This is a genomic window from Achromobacter pulmonis, from assembly GCF_002885955.2.
Lineage (GTDB): Bacteria > Pseudomonadota > Gammaproteobacteria > Burkholderiales > Burkholderiaceae_B > Achromobacter > Achromobacter pulmonis_A.
Window position 1 is genome coordinate 147,380 of record NZ_POQS01000009.1, and the last position, 18,245, is coordinate 165,624.

At 66.5% G+C, this 18,245-nt stretch carries 19 protein-coding genes; 12 read left to right on the forward strand and 7 right to left on the reverse strand.

The features are described from left to right. Positions 1-3: 3 nt before the first annotated feature. The 5 genes from C1I89_RS29275 to yjgA form a co-directional block, all read right to left on the reverse strand. Positions 4-840: an ABC transporter permease gene (locus C1I89_RS29275; RefSeq protein WP_102775787.1), complete on the reverse strand. Its 837-nt coding sequence runs from the start codon at positions 838-840 to the stop codon at positions 4-6. Positions 841-843: 3 nt separating this feature from the next. Next, positions 844-1,656, reverse strand: a complete 813-nt coding sequence (locus C1I89_RS29280; protein WP_102775882.1) for an ABC transporter ATP-binding protein — start codon at positions 1,654-1,656, stop codon at positions 844-846. Continuing rightward, positions 1,656-2,660, reverse strand: coding sequence for an ABC transporter substrate-binding protein (locus C1I89_RS29285; protein WP_181391081.1), 1,005 nt, complete (start codon positions 2,658-2,660; stop codon positions 1,656-1,658). Before C1I89_RS29285 ends, C1I89_RS29280 begins: the two co-directional genes overlap by 1 nt. Before the next feature lie 360 nt (positions 2,661-3,020). Further along, a complete protein-coding gene (locus tag C1I89_RS29290; protein WP_102775789.1) occupies positions 3,021-3,698 on the reverse strand; it encodes an alpha/beta hydrolase in 678 nt (225 codons plus the stop codon). A 17-nt stretch (positions 3,699-3,715) separates the two neighbouring features. Continuing rightward, positions 3,716-4,267, reverse strand: coding sequence for a ribosome biogenesis factor YjgA (yjgA, locus tag C1I89_RS29295; RefSeq protein WP_102775790.1), 552 nt, complete (start codon positions 4,265-4,267; stop codon positions 3,716-3,718). Between the two features lie 58 nt (positions 4,268-4,325). Between yjgA and pmbA the strand changes: the two genes are divergently transcribed. From pmbA to erpA, 12 genes are all read left to right on the forward strand, one after another. Then, on the forward strand, positions 4,326-5,690 hold the full coding sequence (pmbA, locus tag C1I89_RS29300) for a metalloprotease PmbA (protein WP_102775791.1): 1,365 nt from the start codon (positions 4,326-4,328) through the stop codon (positions 5,688-5,690). Positions 5,691-5,828: 138 nt separating this feature from the next. Further along, on the forward strand, positions 5,829-6,926 hold the full coding sequence (locus C1I89_RS29305) for a TRAP transporter substrate-binding protein (RefSeq protein ID WP_102775792.1): 1,098 nt from the start codon (positions 5,829-5,831) through the stop codon (positions 6,924-6,926). Positions 6,927-7,182: 256 nt separating this feature from the next. Then, positions 7,183-8,337 (forward strand): ABC transporter substrate-binding protein, encoded by a 1,155-nt coding sequence (locus C1I89_RS29310; protein ID WP_102775793.1) that lies wholly within the window; start codon positions 7,183-7,185, stop codon positions 8,335-8,337. A 273-nt stretch (positions 8,338-8,610) separates the two neighbouring features. Then, positions 8,611-9,492, forward strand: coding sequence for a branched-chain amino acid ABC transporter permease (locus tag C1I89_RS29315; protein WP_102775794.1), 882 nt, complete (start codon positions 8,611-8,613; stop codon positions 9,490-9,492). A 2-nt stretch (positions 9,493-9,494) separates the two neighbouring features. Continuing rightward, positions 9,495-10,361: a branched-chain amino acid ABC transporter permease gene (locus C1I89_RS29320; RefSeq protein WP_102775795.1), complete on the forward strand. Its 867-nt coding sequence runs from the start codon at positions 9,495-9,497 to the stop codon at positions 10,359-10,361. Continuing rightward, positions 10,354-11,142: an ABC transporter ATP-binding protein gene (locus C1I89_RS29325; protein WP_102775796.1), complete on the forward strand. Its 789-nt coding sequence runs from the start codon at positions 10,354-10,356 to the stop codon at positions 11,140-11,142. The genes C1I89_RS29320 and C1I89_RS29325 overlap by 8 nt, the downstream gene beginning before the upstream one ends. After that, on the forward strand, positions 11,139-11,849 hold the full coding sequence (locus C1I89_RS29330) for an ABC transporter ATP-binding protein (protein ID WP_102775797.1): 711 nt from the start codon (positions 11,139-11,141) through the stop codon (positions 11,847-11,849). Before C1I89_RS29325 ends, C1I89_RS29330 begins: the two co-directional genes overlap by 4 nt. Positions 11,850-12,099: 250 nt before the next feature. Further along, the gene (rplM, locus tag C1I89_RS29335) at positions 12,100-12,528 is read left to right on the forward strand and encodes a 50S ribosomal protein L13 (RefSeq protein ID WP_043544818.1); all 429 of its coding nucleotides are present in this window, start codon (positions 12,100-12,102) and stop codon (positions 12,526-12,528) included. A gap of 9 nt (positions 12,529-12,537) precedes the next feature. Then, positions 12,538-12,930: a 30S ribosomal protein S9 gene (gene rpsI / locus C1I89_RS29340; protein WP_042796334.1), complete on the forward strand. Its 393-nt coding sequence runs from the start codon at positions 12,538-12,540 to the stop codon at positions 12,928-12,930. Positions 12,931-13,113: 183 nt separating this feature from the next. Beyond that, positions 13,114-14,178: an N-acetyl-gamma-glutamyl-phosphate reductase gene (gene argC / locus C1I89_RS29345; protein ID WP_102775798.1), complete on the forward strand. Its 1,065-nt coding sequence runs from the start codon at positions 13,114-13,116 to the stop codon at positions 14,176-14,178. Positions 14,179-14,220: 42 nt separating this feature from the next. Further along, positions 14,221-14,967: a DUF6776 family protein gene (locus C1I89_RS29350; protein ID WP_102775799.1), complete on the forward strand. Its 747-nt coding sequence runs from the start codon at positions 14,221-14,223 to the stop codon at positions 14,965-14,967. Positions 14,968-15,053: 86 nt separating this feature from the next. After that, complete coding sequence (gene erpA, locus C1I89_RS29355; RefSeq protein WP_102775800.1) at positions 15,054-15,425, forward strand: iron-sulfur cluster insertion protein ErpA; 372 nt, start codon at positions 15,054-15,056, stop codon at positions 15,423-15,425. A gap of 102 nt (positions 15,426-15,527) precedes the next feature. On the opposite strand, the gene C1I89_RS29360 is transcribed toward erpA, so the two are convergent. Both C1I89_RS29360 and C1I89_RS29365 read right to left on the reverse strand, forming a co-directional pair. Next, positions 15,528-16,652, reverse strand: a complete 1,125-nt coding sequence (locus C1I89_RS29360; RefSeq protein WP_308810293.1) for an anhydro-N-acetylmuramic acid kinase — start codon at positions 16,650-16,652, stop codon at positions 15,528-15,530. A 73-nt stretch (positions 16,653-16,725) separates the two neighbouring features. Continuing rightward, entirely contained in the window at positions 16,726-18,135 is a 1,410-nt protein-coding gene (locus C1I89_RS29365; RefSeq protein ID WP_102775802.1) for a M23 family metallopeptidase, read from the reverse strand. Between the last annotated feature and the right edge of the window lie 110 nt (positions 18,136-18,245).

Consider the following 18,245-nt stretch of genomic DNA (forward strand, 5'->3'; position numbering starts at 1 on the left):
TCCTTATCCGTAGCGCCGCGCGATGGCGGCTTCAATGCGGTAGACGGCCAGGTACATCAGGCTGGAGATCACGGCCAGCACGGCGATCGCGGTCATGACGATATTCAGCTTGAAGATCTGGCTGCCGTTCATGATGAGAAAGCCCAGCCCCGAATCGGCCGACTGGAATTCGCCCACGATCACGCCCACCAGCGCCAGGCCGATGTTCATCTTCACGGCCGCGATCAGCGTGGGCACGCTGCCGGGCAGCACCACCTTGGTCAGCACCTGCCAGCGGCTGGCGCCGAAGGTGTGGGCGAGCTTGACCTTGTTCAGGTCGATGCCGCGAAAGCCCGCGTAGACCACCATGATGGTCACGAACACCGCGATCGCCACGGCCATGCCGTACACCGCGTAGTCCGAGCCCAGCCACAGGTAGAAGATCGGCACGAACGCGATCTTGGGCATGGCGTTGGCCACCACCAGGAACGGGTCGAGCACCTTGTACAGGAAGTCCGACCACCACAGCGCCGCCGCCACCGCGATGCCGATCAGCATGCTCAGGCCGAAGCCCACCAGCGTGGCCGACAGCGTGGTCAGGATGTGCTTGCCCAGGTTGCCGTTGTTCCACAGTTCGATGAAGGTGGGCCACAGCGCGCTGGGATAGCTGGTCAGCATGGGGTTGAGCACGTGCATGCGCGGCAGGATCTCCCAGGCGCACAGGAACAGCGCCAGCAGCAGGACCTGCGCCACGCGGATGTGGCGGCGGCGCGCGCGGTCGCGCCGCAGGTAGTCCAGGTATTTCTCGCTGGGCGCGCGCACGGCGCGCAGCGGCACGGTATTGGCGACGGGGGCGTTCATGGGTCAACCCTCCACGTGGACGTCCAGCTCGTCCCAGAGCTGTTTGAAGTAGGCGTTGAATTCCGGACGCGAGCGCGCCTGGAACGGTGTCGGCCGCGTCTGGCCTTCGTAATGGATGCGGTACTGGCTCTTGAGCCGCCCGGGCCGGCGCGACAGCACGATGACGCGGTCGGTCATCGCGATGGCCTCGCCGATGTCGTGGGTGACCAGCACCACCGTCTTGCCTTCGCGGCGCAGGATGTCCACCACTTCGTCGGAGATCGCCAGCCGGGTCTGCGAATCCAGCGCGGAGAAGGGCTCGTCCAGCAGGATCACGTCGGGCTCGGTGACCAGCGTGCGGGCCAGCGCGGCGCGCTGGCGCATGCCGCCCGACAGCTGGCGCGGCGTGTGCGACAGGAACGCGCCCAGCCCGCATTTCTCCAGCAGGTGCACGGCGCGCGCTTCGCTGCGCGCGTCGCGCCGGCCCTGGATCTCGGCGCCGAGCATGACGTTGTCGAGGATGGTGCGCCACTCGAACAGATAGTCCTGCTGCAGCATGTAGCCGATGCGCGGATTGGGCTTGGTCACGGCCTGGCCGTCTATCGCCACCGAGCCGGAGGTGGGCGGGATCAGCCCGGCGATCAGCGACAGCAGGGTGCTCTTGCCGCAGCCGCTCTGCCCGATCAGGCTGACGAACTCGCCGGCGGCCAGCGTGAACGACACGTTCGACAGCGCCTCGGTTTCGCCTTCCTGCGTGAAGTACGACAGACAGACATCGCGCAGCTCGATCTTCGCGGTGGCCGCGCCGGGTTTCAGGTTGTGGACGACGGCTCCCATCATTGCGCCTTCCTTGCAAAGTCGGTCACCACCACGTCCTCGTACTTGACGCGCGCGCCGTCCTTCATGACCGCGCTGGCGACCAGCATGTCCTGAAGCTGGTTCATGGCCTCGGCCGTCACCAGCGGCGTGCGCTTCCAGATCTGGTACTTCTTGTAGCGCTCGATCGCCTCGGTCACCGCGGCCTGGTCCATGCCGGGGAAAAAGCTCATGATCTGCGGCGTCAGGGCGGCGGCCGGCGTGTCCTGGACGTATTTCTCGGCGCGCGCCACCACGTCGGTCCAGGCCTGTATCACCTTGGGGTTGTCGCGGATGTATTTGTCGGTGGCGGTGAACACGGTGTAGTCCACCTGGCCCACTTCATGGCCGACCGAGGCCACGATATAACCCTTGCCATTGCGCACCAGTTCCCCGGCCTCCGGCTCCAGGAAAATGCCGTACTCGCCCTGGCCCGCCATCCAGGCCCCGGCGCGCGCCGGAATGCCGATGTTGTTCAGCAGCTTGACGTCCTTCTGCGGGTCCACGCCATGCTTGCGCAGCGCCGTCTCCAGGAACACCAGCGGATTCGAGCCGGGCCGGAAACCGATGATCTCCTTGCCCTTGAGCATGGACCAGTCGAACTTCTCCACCGGCTTGCGCGACAGCAGGAAGAAGCCGTCGGTGGCGGTCAGCCCGGCGAAGATCCGCGGCTTGACCGGCGATTCGCTGTTCTGCACGTAGATGGAGGCTTCCGGACCGATCAGCACGATGTCGGCGCTGCCCGAGAGCAGGGCGGTCATGCCCTTGTCGGTGCCCTGCGAGGTCTTCATGGAGACCTCCAGGCCGGCGTCCTTGAAGTAGCCCTGCGACAGGGCCACGTACTTGGGCACGTAGAGGATGGAGCGCACCACCTCTTCGTAGCGCACCTTCACTGGGGGATTGAGGGCTTCGGCCTGGGCGGCCAGGGGGGCGAGCAGCGCGAGCAGCGCCGCGCCCGCCAGTCGGGGCGATGGCAAGGATTTCACGGGACTTTCTCCTGCGTCTTGAATGCCACGCCGCTACCCGGCGCAACACACGGCCAAGGGAATGGATCGACTGCAACAACAGGAAAGCCCGAACACCTGCAAGCTCGGGCCGATACGGCTTGGATCGAATACTATATTCAATACAAACAGGCGACAAGCCCTTTTGGTGTTGTGGTTTCTCTCTATGGACGAGCGGGGAGAAGCCCTGAAAAATTCAGGGTTGAATTGCAGTTGGTATACAGAATGGGAGGGCGCCGGCGTTTGCCGCTGGCCACGAAAGGCGGCGGCCGGGGCCGCCTGATGGGTTACGCGCGCTCGATATTTGGGTTCTTGCCCAAGAACTCTCGCGCTGCACCCATCCTACGCCAGCACTTCCTTCAAGAACCCCGAAATATCCCGCACTTCCTCGGCGCAGACCGAGTGCGGCATGGGGTAGGTGTGCCAGCGCACGTCGTAGCCCAGGCGCTGCAGTTCGGCCAGCGAAGCCTGGGCGCGGGCCAGCGGCACGACCGGGTCGTACTGGCCGTGGGCCAGGAAAATCGGGGTGTCCCGGTTGGCGCCGTCGCGCTCGGCCTCGGCCGTGTCGATGAGGGGCAGGTAGCCCGACAGGCCCATCATGCCCGCCAGCTTCTCGGGCAGGCGCAGGCCGGTGTGCAGGGTCATGGCGCAGCCTTGCGAGAAGCCGGCCAGCACGATCTTGGAGGTCGGGATGCCGCGGGCGTTCTCGCGCGCGATCAGCTTGCGGATCGCGGCTTCGGAGGCGCGGATGCCGCGGCCGTCCTCGACGCGCACCAGGTCCATGACCAGGATGTCGTACCACGACCGCATCGCCATGCCGTTGTTGATGGTCACGCGCTGCACCGGCGCGTTGGGGAACACGAAGCGCACGGCGGCGCCGGCCGGCAGGTCCAGTTCCGGCACGATGGGCGCGAAGTCGTTGCCGTCGGCGCCCAGGCCGTGCAGCCAGATCACGGCATGCGTGGGGTTGGGGGCGGTTTCGATCTCGATGCAATCGAGCAGGTCGGTCGGAGCGTTCATGGACGGCGGCGGAGGAATCAGGGGGTAAGGGTCTTGAGCGCCTGGAACAGCGCGCGGTAGTGCTTTTTCTGCGGTTCCTGGCCCTGCAGCAGCGAGGCGTTGGCCAGCCGCTCCTTGCGCGCGGCGCGGATCAGGGCGCGCAGCTGCTGCGCGTCGGCCTGCGGATTGTTGTTCAGCAGCCGGGTCAGGGCGTCGTCGTCGTCGAGCAGGCGGTCGCGCAGGGTTTCCAGCCGGTGCATGGCGGCGGTTTCCTCGCGCGAGCCGTTTTCCCAGATGTCGAGCTGGGCGCGGATTTCGTCGGCCGGCGCGTCGCGCATCAGCTTGCCCACGAAGTGCACCTGGCGGCGCTTGCCTTCGCGGCCGGTGGTGCGCTGGGCCATGCGGATCGCCTCGTAGAGGCGTTCTTCGAGGGGCAATTGCTTGAGGCGCTCGGGCGACAGTTCGATCAGCTGCTTGCCCAGGTCCAGCAAGGCGTGCATTTCGCGCTTGATCTGGGATTTGCTGGGGCGGTCGTAGCCGTTCTCGTCGTAGCCGTCGGCGGCGGATTCTTCTGCGGGGTGGGAATTCATGGAAAACTGCGCAATGACAGACTTGGCTATGATAACCGTCTCTGCAAATTGGACAGCAATGGTTAAAACTTCCTCATCCTTGCCGCTGGCGGCGAATCACGCGCGTTTTTCCGAACTCGTCGAACAAACCCTCGCCTACGCGCGCCAGATCGGCGCGTCGGACGCCGCGGCGGAAGTCTCGGAAAGCCTGGGCCTGTCGGTTTCCGTGCGCAAGAACGACATCGAAACCGTGGAGCAGACCCGCGACCGTTCGCTGGACCTCACGGTCTACGCCGGCCAGAGCCGCGGTTCGGCCTCGACTTCCGACTTTTCCGAAGCGGCGCTGCGCCAGACGGTGGAAGCCGCGTGGCACATCGCCCGCCATACCGCCGCCGACCCGGCCGCCGGCCTGCCCGACGCCGACCAGCTTGCCACCGAATTCCCCGACCTGGACCTGCACCACGCCTGGAGCGTGTCGACCGAAGAGGCGGCCGAACTGGCGCTGCGCGCCGAGCGCGCGGCCCGCGAGGTCGACGCCCGCATCACCAACACCGACGGCGCCACCGTGGGCACCTACGAAGGCCAGTTCGTCATGGGCAACACCCGTGGCTTCCTGGGCGGCTATCCGTACTCGCGCCACAGCCTGTCGGTGGCGCCCATCGCCGGCCGCGGCAACGGCATGCAGCGCGACTACTGGTATTCGTCCGAGCGCGACCCGGCCAAGCTGGCCTCGCCCGAGGCCGTCGGCCGCTACGCCGCCGAGCGCACGCTGTCGCGCCTGTCGGCCCGCCGCGTCCGCACCGGCAAGTTTCCCGTCCTGTTCGAGGCGCCGCTGGCGCTGGGCCTGGTCGGCGCGCTGACCCAGGCCGCCAATGGCGGCGCGCTGTACCGCAAGGCCAGCTTCCTGGTGGATGCGCTGGGCAAGCCCATCTTTCCCGAGCACATCAACCTGACCGAAGACCCGCACGTCCGCGGCGCCATGGGTAGCTCGCCCTTCGACGACGAAGGCGTGCGCACGCGCCGGCGCAACGTGGTGTCGGCCGGCGTGCTGGAAGGCTACTTCCTGTCGTCCTACACCGCCCGCAAGCTGGGCATGGCCACCACCGGCAACGCCGGCGGTTCGCACAACCTGGTGTTCAGCTCCACGCGCACCCGGCGCGGCGACGACTTCGAGGCCATGCTCAAGAAGATGGGCACGGGCTTCCTGGTGACCGAACTCATCGGCCAGGGCGTCAACTACGTGACCGGCGACTACTCGCGCGGCGCCTTCGGCTACTGGGTGGAAAACGGCCAGATCCAGCACGCGGTGCAGGAAGTCACCATCGCGGGCAACCTGGCCGACATGTTCAAGCAGATCGTCGCTGTGGGCGCGGACGCCATTTCGCGCGGCACCAAGACCACCGGCTCGATCCTGATCGAGGAAATGGCCATCGCCGGGATCTGACCGCCGCCGCAACTGCTTTGCCGCCTGTTCTTTGCAATCCCTTACCGGAACAGGCCTTCCTTTCTGTCCCCATCTCGGCGTGTAATATCCGGCGGGTATCGCTCGATGTCCCAGGTGTCGCTGTAAAGGAGCAAAGAGATGCAACGACGTTCGTTCTTGAAGCGCGCCGGCTTGGGCGCGGTCGCAAGCGGTGCCGCCATCAGCGCGCCCGCGTTCGCCCAGGACATGCCGTCCGTCAGCTGGCGCCTGGCGTCGGGGTTTCCCAAGGCCCTGGACCTGCGCATCGACACCGGCGAACGCTTCTGCAAGTACGTCTCCGAGGCCACCGCCGGCAAATTCAATATCCGCCACTTTCTCGAAGGCGAGGTCGTGGCCGCGCCGGACGTGATGGACGCCGTGTCCACCAAAAAGGTGGAATGCGGCCACGTCTCGTCGCGCGCCTATTACGCCAAGAACCCCGTATTCTGCTTCGACGCCGCCGTGCCCTTCGGGTTGAACGCGCGCCAGATGAACGCCTGGATGAGCGAAGGCGAGGGCCTGCGCCTGACCCGCGAGCTGTTCAAGCCCGAGAAGATCATCAACTTCCCGCTGGGCAACACCGGCGCCCAGATGGGCGGCTGGTTCGCCAAGGAAATCAAGCGTCCCGGCGACCTCAAGGACCTGAAAATGCAGGTCGGCGGCCTGGCCGGCATGGTGCTTGAGCGCATGGGCGTGGCGCCGCAGCAGCCGGCGCCGGGCGGGCTGGCCGAGGCCTTCGAAAAGAACGGACTGCAGGCCGTGGCGGGCGCCGGCGCCTACGACGACGAAAAGCTGGGCCTGAATAAAGTTGCCAAGTATTACTACGCACCCGGCTGGTGGGCCGGCGGCGAGCAGCTCTCGCTGTACGTCAACGAAGAGGCCTGGAACGCGCTGCCCAAGCATTACCAGGCGCTGCTCGAAGCCGCCGCGCAGGCCGCGCACGCCGCCGCCACCGCCCGCTACGACGCCCGCAACCCCGCCGCGCTGGCGCAGCTGGCCGCCAACGGCGCGCAAATCCGCGCATTTCCGCGCTCCATCATGGACGTGGCGTTCGAGACCACGCAGCAGGTCTACAAGGATTTAGGCGCCAAAGACCCCAGGTTCCAGGCGATGCACGATAGTTACATGGGCTTTCGCGACAGCGAGATGCCGTGGTTCCGCCTGACCGAAAGTGCCTACGGCCAGTACCTGGGCGTGGCGCTATCGGGCAGAATATAGGGCGCCCGCCGACGCTGAATGGCGTTCGGCAAGCGTTAGGGTTTTTGCTAGTAACCTCGCATTTTTTACAAAAAAATGGGCGGTTTGTAGGCTTTTGTTGAATGGCATTCGAGTTTCGGCCTGATACAAAGGAGTAATATCCCGGGTCTTGACGCGCAAACATGGCGCCTTTAGGCGGCATCCGACGTCAATCCGGCAGGATTACATCAGCCCGGATTACCAATATTCCGAGACAGACTTTAAGGTGGTACCAACCATGCAATCCAAGACCAAGAAGCTGCTGGCCGCGCTGATCGCCGCCGGTGTCGTTCCGGCCGCCTACGCTGCCGACATCAAGATCGGCGTGGCCGAAGCCCTGTCCGGCGGCGCCGCCCAGTACGGCGTGTCGATCCGCAACGGCTTCCAGCTCGCCGCCGATGAAATCAACGCCGCGGGCGGGATCAACGGCAACAAGATCGTGCTCGTGATCGAAGACGAGCAGGGCAAGAAAGAAGAAGCGATCAACGTCTTCAAGAAGCTGATCTTCAAGGACAACGTCCTGATGGTCTTCGGTCCCACCCTGTCGAACTCGGCCCAGGCCGCCGACCCGATCGCCCAGGCCGCCAAGACCGTGGTCTTCGGCACCTCCAACACCGCCGACGGCATCACCTCCATCGGCAACTACGTGTTCCGCAACTCGGTCACCGAAGCCGACGTGCTGCCGGCCACCATCTCCACCGTCAAGGCCAAGACCGGCCTGAAGAACGTCGCCGTCCTCTACGGCAACGACGACGTCTTCACCAAGAGCGGCTACGACAACTTCAAGAAGGCCCTGGAAGACCAGAAGATCCCGGTCACCACCACCGAAACCTTCGCCAAGGGCGACGTGGACTTCAAGGCCCAGCTGACCAAGATCAAGGGCACCAACCCCGACGCTATCGTGCTGTCCGCGCTGCTGGCCGAAGGCGCCCCGATCATGGTCCAGGCCCGCCAGCTCGGCCTGAACGTGCCGGTCATCGGCGGCAACGGCATGAACTCGGTCAAGATCTTCGACCTGGCCCCCGGCGGCGCGTCGAACAATCTGTGGATCGGCAGCCCGTGGTCGATCGAGAACAAGGCGCCCGAGAACGTCAAGTTCATCGACGCCTACAAGGCCAAGTTCAACGGCGCGCCCGACCAGTTCGCGGCCCAGTCGTACGACGCCATGTACATCGCCGCCCAGGCCCTGAAGAACGTCAAGATCAGCGGCGAACTGGCCAAGGACCGCGCCGCCGTGCGCGACGCCCTGCCGTCGGTGACCTGGACCGGCGCCACCGGCCCGTTCAAGTTCCGCCAGGCCAAGGACCGGGCCGGCAAGCCCGCCGGCTACGACGCCGACCAGGCTCCCATCGTCAGCGTGACCAAGGACGGCAAGTACGTCATCGAGAAGTAAGCTGACACGCATCCCCGCGCGGGGGATGTGCCTTGTGGACGGCCGCGGCCGTCCACAAGGCGTTTTTTGATCGCAAGGGCCCGTTCAGGACGAAGACCCCCTCAGGGGGCGGAAAGTCCACGCCAGGGGAGCGGCGTGCGGGTCCGGGTCCCCGGATGAAAGTGCGTCCCTGGAGCAGGGGCAGCCGGCCCACGCAGAGGACGTCGCGTGGACGCCTTTTATACAAAGGGCCGCCCCTCGGGGGCCTTATTTTTTGATTTGGAACGTCCCATCATGTTGGAACAACAATTCGTCAACGCCTTGTCGCTGGGCTGCGTGTATGCGCTGTTCGCGCTGGGCTTCACGCTGGTCTTCGGCGTGCTCGGGGTGATCAACCTGGCGCATGGCGCCGTGTTCATGGTCGGCGCCTACGCCGCGCTGACCGTGGTCCAGCACTTCAGCCTGCCCCTGTGGGCCGCGCTGATGGTCGCCTTCTTCGTCGCCGGCTTCACCGGCGTCATCATCGACTACCTGGTGCTCAAGCCGCTGCGCAAGCGCAACGCGCCCCACCTGATCCCCATGATCGCCACCATCGGCGTGGGCATCATCCTGAACAACGGCGCCCAGGGCATCTTCGGCGCCAGCAACCTGCGCTTCCCGCACGGCACCGTGCCGGAAGAGGTGATCGAAATCGCCGGCCTGCACCTGACGGTGATCGAGCTGGGCATCATCTTCCTGTCGTTCGCGCTGATGGCGGTGCTGATGTTCGTCATGCGCCGCACCCAGTTCGGCCGCGCGCTGCGCGCCATCGCCGAATCGCCCAAGGCCGCCTGGCTGCTGGGCATCAACGTCGAACGCCTGTTCGTCACCACCTCGTTCGCCGCCGCCGCGCTGGGCGGGGTGGCCGGCGTGCTGATCGGCCTGTACTCGAACGCGCTGTTCCCGCTGATGGGCCAGCCGATGCTGCACAAGGGCATCGCGGTCATCATCCTGGGAGGCATGGGCGACATACGCGGCGCCATGCTGGGCGGTCTTTTCCTGGGCTTCGCCGAGGTGCTGTCGGTGGCTTACATCGGCTCCACCATGCGCGACGCGGTGGCTTTCGGCCTGCTGTTCCTGATCCTGCTGGTGCGTCCGCAAGGTCTGTTCGGCAAAGTGGTTCAACGCAAGGCTTGAGTATGAGCGGATTCGAAAACTTCTGGGCCATCTATGGCAACCTGGTGCTCACGCTGGGCACCAACGCATTGTTGGCCCTCTCCATCTGGCTGACCCTGGCCTGCGGCATGCTGGCCATGGCCAACGCCGCCTTCATGGGCATCGGGGCGTACACCGCCGCGCTGCTCACCATGAACTACGACGCGCCGTTCACCGTCGCGCTGGCCGGCGGCATGGCCGCGCCCGCGCTGGTGGCGGCCCTGATCGGCCTGCCCACCCTGCGCCTGTCCGGGGTCTACCTCGCGATGGCCACGCTGGGCTTCGGCGAAGTGGTGCGCGTGACGGTGCTGAACACCGAATCCATCACCGGCGGCGCCCTGGGCCTCAACGGCATTCCGCAGCTGACGCAGTGGTGGCACGTGCTGCTGGCGGTCGTCATCGTGCTGCTGGTGCTGTGGCGCGTGCGCGCCTCCAAGGTCGGCCGCGCCTTCGACGCCATCCGCGGCGACGAAACCGCCGCCGGCCTGATGGGCATCGACGTGCGCGCCAACAAGATGCTGGCCTTCGTGGCCGGCGCCGTGATCGCGGGTCTGGCCGGCGCGCTCAACGCCCACCTGACCTTCTTCATCGGCCCCAACGAATACGGCTTCGACCGTGGCGTGGAAATCCTGACCATGGCCATCCTGGGCGGCATCGGCGGCCTGACCGGCCCCGTGCTGGGCAGCTTCATCATCACGGTGCTGCCCGAACTGCTGCGCGGATTCGCGGATTTCCGCCTGGTCCTCAACGGAGTGATTCTGGTGGTGATAGTGCTGTTCCTGCCGCAAGGCATCTGGGATCCGGCGCGCTTCAAGCGCTGGATGCGTCAAGGAGGCAAGCGCCATGCTTGAGCTCTCCTCCGTCTCCAAGAACTTCGGCGGCCTGCACGTGCTGCATGACGTCAGCCTGTCGGTGCCCGAAGGCGCCATCTTCGGCCTGATCGGCCCCAACGGCGCCGGCAAGACCACGGTGTTCAACCTGATCACCGGCCTGCTGCCGCCCAGCGGCGGCGCCATCACCTTCCAGGGCGAGAGCGTGCTGCGCAAGAAGCCGCACAGCATCACGCGCATGGGTATCGCCCGCACCTTCCAGAACATCCGTCTCTTCAAGGAGATGACGCTGCTGGAGAACGTGGTGGTGGGCGCCTACCGCCACATGAACTACGGCTTTCCCGGCCTGCTGCTGGGCTTGCCGGGTTACCGCGAGGCCGAGCAACGCGCCCGCGAGCGCGCCCACGAACTGCTGACCTGGATGCGCCTGGACCACAAGGCCAACGACCTGGCGGATAACCTGTCCTACGGCGAACAGCGCCGCCTGGAGCTGGCGCGCGCGCTGGCCACCGAGCCCAAGCTGCTGCTGCTGGACGAGCCCGTGGCCGGCATGAACACCGGCGAGCGCGCCGAACTCATGCGCGAGATCCTGGCGATCCGCGACCGCGGCTACACCATCCTCATGATCGAGCACGACATGCGCTTCGTCATGGGCCTGTGCGAACGCATCGCGGTGCTGAACTTCGGCAAGATCATCGCCTGCGGCGGTCCCGAGGAAATCCGCAACAATGAGCAGGTCATCGAGGCCTACCTGGGCCGCGAAGACGACGACGACACCGAACTGGCGGAGGGCGCGAAATGAGCGCAATGCTGGAAGTCCGCGGGCTCGAGGTCAATTACGGCCACATCGAAGCTGTCCGCGGCATAGACCTGGATCTGAACGCCAAGGAAATCACCGCGCTGGTCGGCGCCAACGGCGCCGGCAAATCGACCACGCTGCTGGCGCTGTCGGGCCTGCTGCCCAAGGCGCGCGGCCGCATCACGTTCGAAGGCGAGGACATCACCAACCTGGCGCCGCACCAGCTGGTGGCGCGCGGCATCGTGCAGGTGCCCGAAGGCCGCGCCATCCTCACCACCATGACGGTGCTGGAAAACCTGGAGCTGGGCGCCTACCGCCGCGGCCTGAAGAACGTCGGCGACGACCTGGAATACGTGTTCAACCTGTTCCCGCGCCTGAAGGAGCGGATCACGGGAATCGCCGGCAACCTGTCCGGCGGCGAACAGCAGATGCTGGCGATCGGCCGCGCCCTGATGGCCAAGCCGCGCCTGCTGCTGCTGGACGAACCGTCCATGGGCCTGGCGCCCATCGTGGTCCAGGAAATCTTCCGCTCGCTGCGCGCCATCAACGCCGACGGCCTGACCCTGTTCCTGGTGGAGCAGAACGTGCGCCAGGCGCTCAAGATCGCGCAGCAGGGCTACGTGCTGGAAAACGGCGCCATGGCGCTGACCGGCACCGGCCGCGAACTGCTGGGCCATCCCCGCGTGCTGGAAGCCTATCTCGGCGGCTGATACGGGGCAGGGGGGATGCGTCCCTCCTGCCGGATTCTTCCGTGTGCGCACGGGGTTGCCCATTTTTTGAGCAACTGTGCTAGAATCGTTGGCTTTCCCTCATTTTGGCCAGAAGCACGGGCGGGTAATAACGCTTAGGCAGACGCCGATATGGGCTGGAGTTGCCGGTTTTTTTCCGGCAATTCGGCTTAGTTGGGGAAAAAACCTGGTTGGATGGTCCAGCCAGAGAAAATTTTTACTAGGAACCATCATGAAGACCTTTGTGGCCAAGCCGCATGAAGTCCAACGTGACTGGTTTGTGATCGACGCCAAGGGCAAAGTCCTCGGTCGTGTGGCCAGCGAAGTCGCACGTCGTCTGCGTGGCAAGCACAAACCTGAATTCACGCCGCACGTTGATACCGGTGACTACATCGTCATCATCAACGCTGCCGATATCGTCGTTACGGGTAGCAAGGCGAAGGACAAGAAGTACTTCCGCCACACCACGTACCCGGGCGGTATCCGTGAAACGAACTTCGAGAAGCTCCAAGAGCGTTTCCCCGGCCGCGCCATCCAGAAGGCTGTCAAGGGCATGCTGCCCAAGGGTCCTCTGGGCTACGCCATGATCAAGAAACTGAAGGTGTACGCCGGTGCCGAGCACCCGCACACCGCCCAGCAGCCCAAGACGCTGGATATCTAAGGAAACGCCATGATCGGTAACTGGAACTACGGAACCGGCCGTCGCAAAACCTCGGTGGCTCGCGTTTTCATCAAGAAGGGCACGGGCAAGATCGTCGTCAACGGCAAGCCCGTCGACGAGTTCTTCGCTCGCGAAACCGGCCGCATGATCGTGCGCCAGCCGCTGGAACTGACCGGCCACCTGGAATCGTTCGACATCAAGGTCAACGTGCACGGCGGCGGTGAAACCGGCCAGGCCGGCGCAGTCCGTCACGGCATCACGCGTGCCCTGATCGACTACGACGCCACCCTGAAGTCCGCGCTGTCGCAAGCCGGCTTCGTGACCCGCGATGCCCGCGAAGTCGAACGCAAGAAGGTCGGCTTCCGCAAGGCGCGCCGTCGCAAGCAGTTCAGCAAGCGCTAAGGCGCTCTGCACCAAAAGCCCGCTTCGGCGGGCTTTTTTCATATGGCCGCCGCGGGCCGGCGCGGAACTCCGCGCCTCGGCCGCGGTCCGAACCTGGTGTTGCGGCGCCATCCCGGCCGCTGTGCCGCAACGCCGCTGTCCCGAGCGATACAATCTATCCTCGTTCTTCGAAGAGCACTTACCATGGCCCAAGCATCGAACACCCGCATCAAGGTCGGCATCGTCGGCGGCACCGGCTATACCGGCGTCGAACTGCTGCGCTTGCTGTCGCAGCACCCCAACGTGGAACTGACCGCAATCACCTCCCGCAAGGAAGACGGGCTGCCTGTCGCCGACATGTATCCGAACCTGCGCGGCCGCGTGAACATCGCCTTCTCGGCGCCGGAAAAGGCCACGCTGACCGATTGCGACGTGGTGTTCTTCGCGACGCCGCACGGCGTGGCCATGGCCCAGGCCCAGGAACTGATCGCCGCCGGCACCCGGGTCATCGACCTGGCCGCGGACTTCCGCCTGCAGGACATCCCCACCTTCGAACGCTGGTACAAGATTCCTCATACCTGCCCCGACATCCTGGCCGAATCGCAGTACGGCCTGGTCGAACTGAACCGCGAAGCCATCGCCAAGGCGCGCGTCATCGGCAACCCGGGCTGCTATCCCACCACCGTGCTGCTCGGCCTGGCGCCGCTGCTCGAAGGCGGCAAGAAGCTGGTCGACGCGCAGACCCTGATCGCCGACTGCAAGTCGGGCGTGTCGGGCGCCGGCCGCAAGGCCGAAGTGGGTTCGCTGTTCTCGGAGGCTTCCGACAACTTCAAGGCCTATGGCGTGGCCGGCCATCGCCACCACCCCGAAATCGTCGCCCAGCTGGAAAAAATCGCCGGCGGCAAGGTCGGCCTGACCTTCGTGCCCCACCTGGTGCCGATGATCCGCGGCATGTTCTCCACGATCTACGCGCGCATCCTGCCCGAGGCCCGCGACACCGACTTCCAGGCGCTGTTCGAAGAACGCTACGCGAACGAGCCCTTCGTCGACGTGATGCCGGCCGGCAGCCTGCCCGAGACGCGCTCGGTGCGCGCGTCCAACAACCTGCGCATCGCGCTCAGCCGTCCCGGCAACGGCGACCAGCTCATCGTGCTGGTGGTGCAGGACAACCTGGTCAAGGGCGCCGCCGGCCAGGCGGTGCAGAACATGAACCTGATGTTCGGCGTGCCCGAATCCACCGGCCTGGACCAGGTCGCCATCCTGCCCTGACGTAAACAAGGTCCGCGGCCCGGCCGCGGGCCGCCGTCCTTCATGCCTCCAGACCCCAACGCAACGCCCCAGACCCGCCCGGCCGGCGGGCTGCTGCGCGTGTTCGCGGGCCTGCTGGCGGGCGTGCTGCTGGGCGGCTCCGCGGGCTATTTCTACGCCCGCCAGCTCTACCGGCCGCAGGACGCCGTCGTCATCAGCGCCCGCCAGGCCGAGGCCCAGGAAGAGTCCATGCGCCAGCAGGCCACGCAGCTGCGCTACGTCCAGGGGCAGCTCGACGCCGCCGACGGCGAACTGGTCATCGAGCGCGCCGCGCGCCAGGAACTCGAAACCGAGCTGCGCGCCGTCCAGGCCGAAGTCGGCCGGGTCCGCGACCAGCTGGCGTTCTATGAGCAGCTGCTGCCGCCGGGCCCCGAAGGCGCCGTCGACATCCGCGGCGTGCAGATCGACCGCGGCGGCGGCGGCCTGCGCTACAAGGTCCTGCTCATGCGCAGCGGCCGCAATGGCGGTACGCCGTTTGCCGGGGCCTTGCGGTTCCAGGCCACCGGCACCCTCCAGGGCGAGACGGTCACCGTCGAGCTGGCGCCGCTGCAGGTCAAGGCCGAATCCGGCCCGGTGACCAATACCGGCGAAAGCACCGCCGCGGCCTCGCTGGCCCTGCAGTTCGACCAGTACCAGCGCAGCCAGGGCGTGCTGGCGCTGCCAGAGGGCTTTGTCCCCGAAAGCGTGACCGTCAGCGTGCTGGAAGGCGAAACCGTGCGCGCGTCGCGCAACGTCAAGCTGGAACTTTGAGTCTGCGCAAAGCGTGCGCTATAGTGACAACATACGGGCGGCGAGGCCGCTCACCGAAATATGGCCGAACCGGCCAGGAGTGAACCATGAATGCAGTGACCGAAACCGTCGACCTGCAGGCCGCCCCGCCTGCTCCCTTGCTCTTTACCGACTCGGCCGCGGCCAAAGTGAAGGATCTGTTGGCCGAAGAGGGCAATCCCGAGCTCAAGCTGCGCGTATTCGTGCAGGGCGGCGGCTGTTCGGGCTTCCAGTACGGCTTCACCTTCGATGAAGTCGTCAACGAAGACGACACCGTGCTGGACAAGGCCGGCGTGCAACTGCTGGTCGATCCGATGAGCTTCCAGTACCTGGTCGGCGCCGAAATCGACTACAAGGAAGACCTGGAAGGCGCGCAGTTCGTCATCCGCAATCCCAACGCCAGCACCACCTGCGGCTGCGGTTCCTCGTTCTCGGTGTAAACCGCCGGTTCCGAGTCGCCAAGAAAAGCCCTTCGGCATGCCGAAGGGCTTTTTTGCGTGTGAGGGGTTGATGCCAGCCCACAGCCCCCCTTTCCATCCCGCCTAAGCCGGATAAAGCCCCCCCAGAATACGCTCCCCCCGCGCTCCCGTGACCGCGGGCATGCCCGCCGGCCGCCGCTCCAGGAACGCCTGCGCCAGCCACGCAAACGCCAGCGCCTCGACTTCCTGCGCCGGCACGCCCAGCGCGTCGGTGGCCTGCACCGGCCGCTGCAGGCAGTACGCCAGCTCGCGCATCAGCCCCGGATTGCGCGCGCCGCCGCCGCAGACGTACACCTCCTGGGTGCCGGGCGCGGCGGCGTCGATGGCGTTGGCCACGCTGCGCGCCGTCAGCCGCTCCAGCGTGGCCTGCACGTCCTGCGGGGCCGGGCTGGGGCCGTCGTAGGCCGCCAGCCGGCTGTCCAGCCATTGCATGTTGAACAGGTCGCGGCCGGTGGACTTGGGCGGCGGCAGGGCGAACCAGGGCTCGCCGGCGATCAGCTGTTCCAGCAGCGGCGCCAGCACCCGGCCGGTGGCGGCCCAGCGGCCGTCGGCGTCGAACGGCGCGCCCAGGTGGCGCTGGCACCAGCCGTCGAGCAGCACGTTGGCCGGGCCGGTGTCGAAGCCGCGCGGGGGCTGGCCGGGCGCGAGCAGCGTCACGTTGGCGATGCCGCCCAGGTTGAGCACGGCGCGGCCGTGGGCGGCGCCGAAGACGGCCGCGTGAAAGGGGGGCACCAGCGGCGCGCCCTGGCCGCCGGCGGCCACGTCGCGGCTGCGGAAGTCGGCCACCACGTCGATGCCGGTCAGTTCGGCCAGCAGGGCGGGCGCGTTGAGCTGCACGGTATAGCCGCGGTCGGGGCGGTGCCGCACCGTCTGGCCGTGGGCGCCGATGGCCGCCACGTCCTGCGCCGCCACCGCGGCGTCCTGCAGCAGCGCGGCCACGGCCTGGACATACAGGCGGGCCAGCGCATTGGCGGCCAGCGCGCCACGCGCCAGTTCGTCCTCGCCGGGCTGGTTCAGCGCCAGCAGTTCCTGGCGCAGACCGACCGGCATGGGCAGGCTGGCGCTGGCCAGCACCTGGGGCGGCTGCCCGCCGCCCAGGCGAGCCAGCACGCCGTCGACGCCGTCGACGCTGGTGCCCGACATCAAGCCGATGTAGAGCCTGGAATCCTTGGAGACTCGGGAAGTCACGGGATGGCCTCTCGCAATAAAAAAAGCGGCCGCGCAGTGATCGTGCGAGGCCGCCTTCGGGGTGACGTCTTGCCTAGCGGCTGGCCACGTTGGTCAGCGCGTCGGGCAGGGTCTGCTGGAACTGGGTCAGCAGCTGGATCTGCTGCTTGTACGGCGCCACGGCCTGGTTGAACGCGCGCACTTCGGCGGGTTCCAGGCTGCGCGCCACGGGCAGGTCCACGGCCAGCGGGTCGACCGGCTGGTTGGCCACGCGGAACTCGTAGTGCAGGTGCGGGCCGGTGGCCCAGCCGGTGGAGCCGACGTAGCCCAGCAGCTGGCCTTGCGAGATCTTCGCGCCCTTGGTGATGCCCTGGGCGATACGGCTCTGGTGCGCGTACAGCGTCGAGTACTTGCCGTGGTGCTTGACGATGACCACGTTGCCGTAGCCGTTCTGCCAGCCGGCGAATTCGACCGTGCCGTCGGCGGTGGAGTGGATCGGGGTGCCGGACGGCGCCGCGTAGTCCACGCCCTTGTGTCCCGTCCAGGTTTTGTGGATGGGGTGCATGCGCATGCCGAAGGTGGAGCTGATGCGGCTGAACTTCAGCGCGGTGCGCAGGAAGGCGCCGCGCAGGCTGGTGCCGTCGAAGTCGTAGTACGAGCCGCTCTTGTCGTCGGGGCTGAACCAGACGGCGCTGTAGGTCTTGCCGCCGTTGATGAATTCCAGCGCCAGCACGCGGCCGGCGCCGGCGTAGCGCCCGTCGTGCGAGCGCACTTCGTAGACCACGCGGAACTGGTCGCCCTGGCGCAGGTCGCGCAGGAAGTCGATCTTGGCGCTGAGGATGTCGGCCATCTGCATGGTGACCGAATCCGGGATGCCGGCCTCGTCGGTGGCGCCGAACAGCGAGGAGCGGATCGTGCCCACGGCCACGCGGGTCTGGCGCTCGGTGTTTTCGGTGACTTCCTCGGCCTTGTAGCTGTCGCCCGACGGCGCCACGTGCAGCAGGCGCGTGACGATCTGGCCGTCGGCCTCGTTGCCGGGGGTGTGGATATAGCGCAGCCAGAGCAGCTTGCCGTCTTCGTCGGTCGCGGCCTGCACGGAGCGGCCGGGGTACAGCTTGTAGATGCTGCGGGCGCTGGCGTCGTGGGTCAGGAAGGCCTGCAGGTTGGGCGCGTCCAGGTCCAGGCGCTGCAGCACGGCCGACAGCGTGTCGCCCGGGCGGATGCGGGTCTCGCTGATGTAGGGCGCGGCGCTGGGGGCGCTGACTTCGACCTGCTCGGCGCTTAGCGGCAGGACGCTGCGGATGATGCGCGACGGGGGGAGTTCGGTGCGGTCGGGTTGCTGCACCATGCCGAGGGCGGCGGCGCCGGCAAACAGGCCGAGTGCGGTGACGAGAAGAGTGCGGCGGAAAAGTCCCGAGCGGTGCGGCTTGGGTTCTACGGGCGCAAACAGGGCAGCAACTTTGCGCTTGATGCTACTCGCCAGTTCGTGGAGGCCACGAGTCATCGTGAAGTTACCCTCTCAGGTGGCAGGAGCTCGCAGGGTGCGTATGCGGACATACCCTCGCGCGCCACGGTTTCCGGGGCAAGGGCAGGCGCGAGGCGCATCTTGTGAAC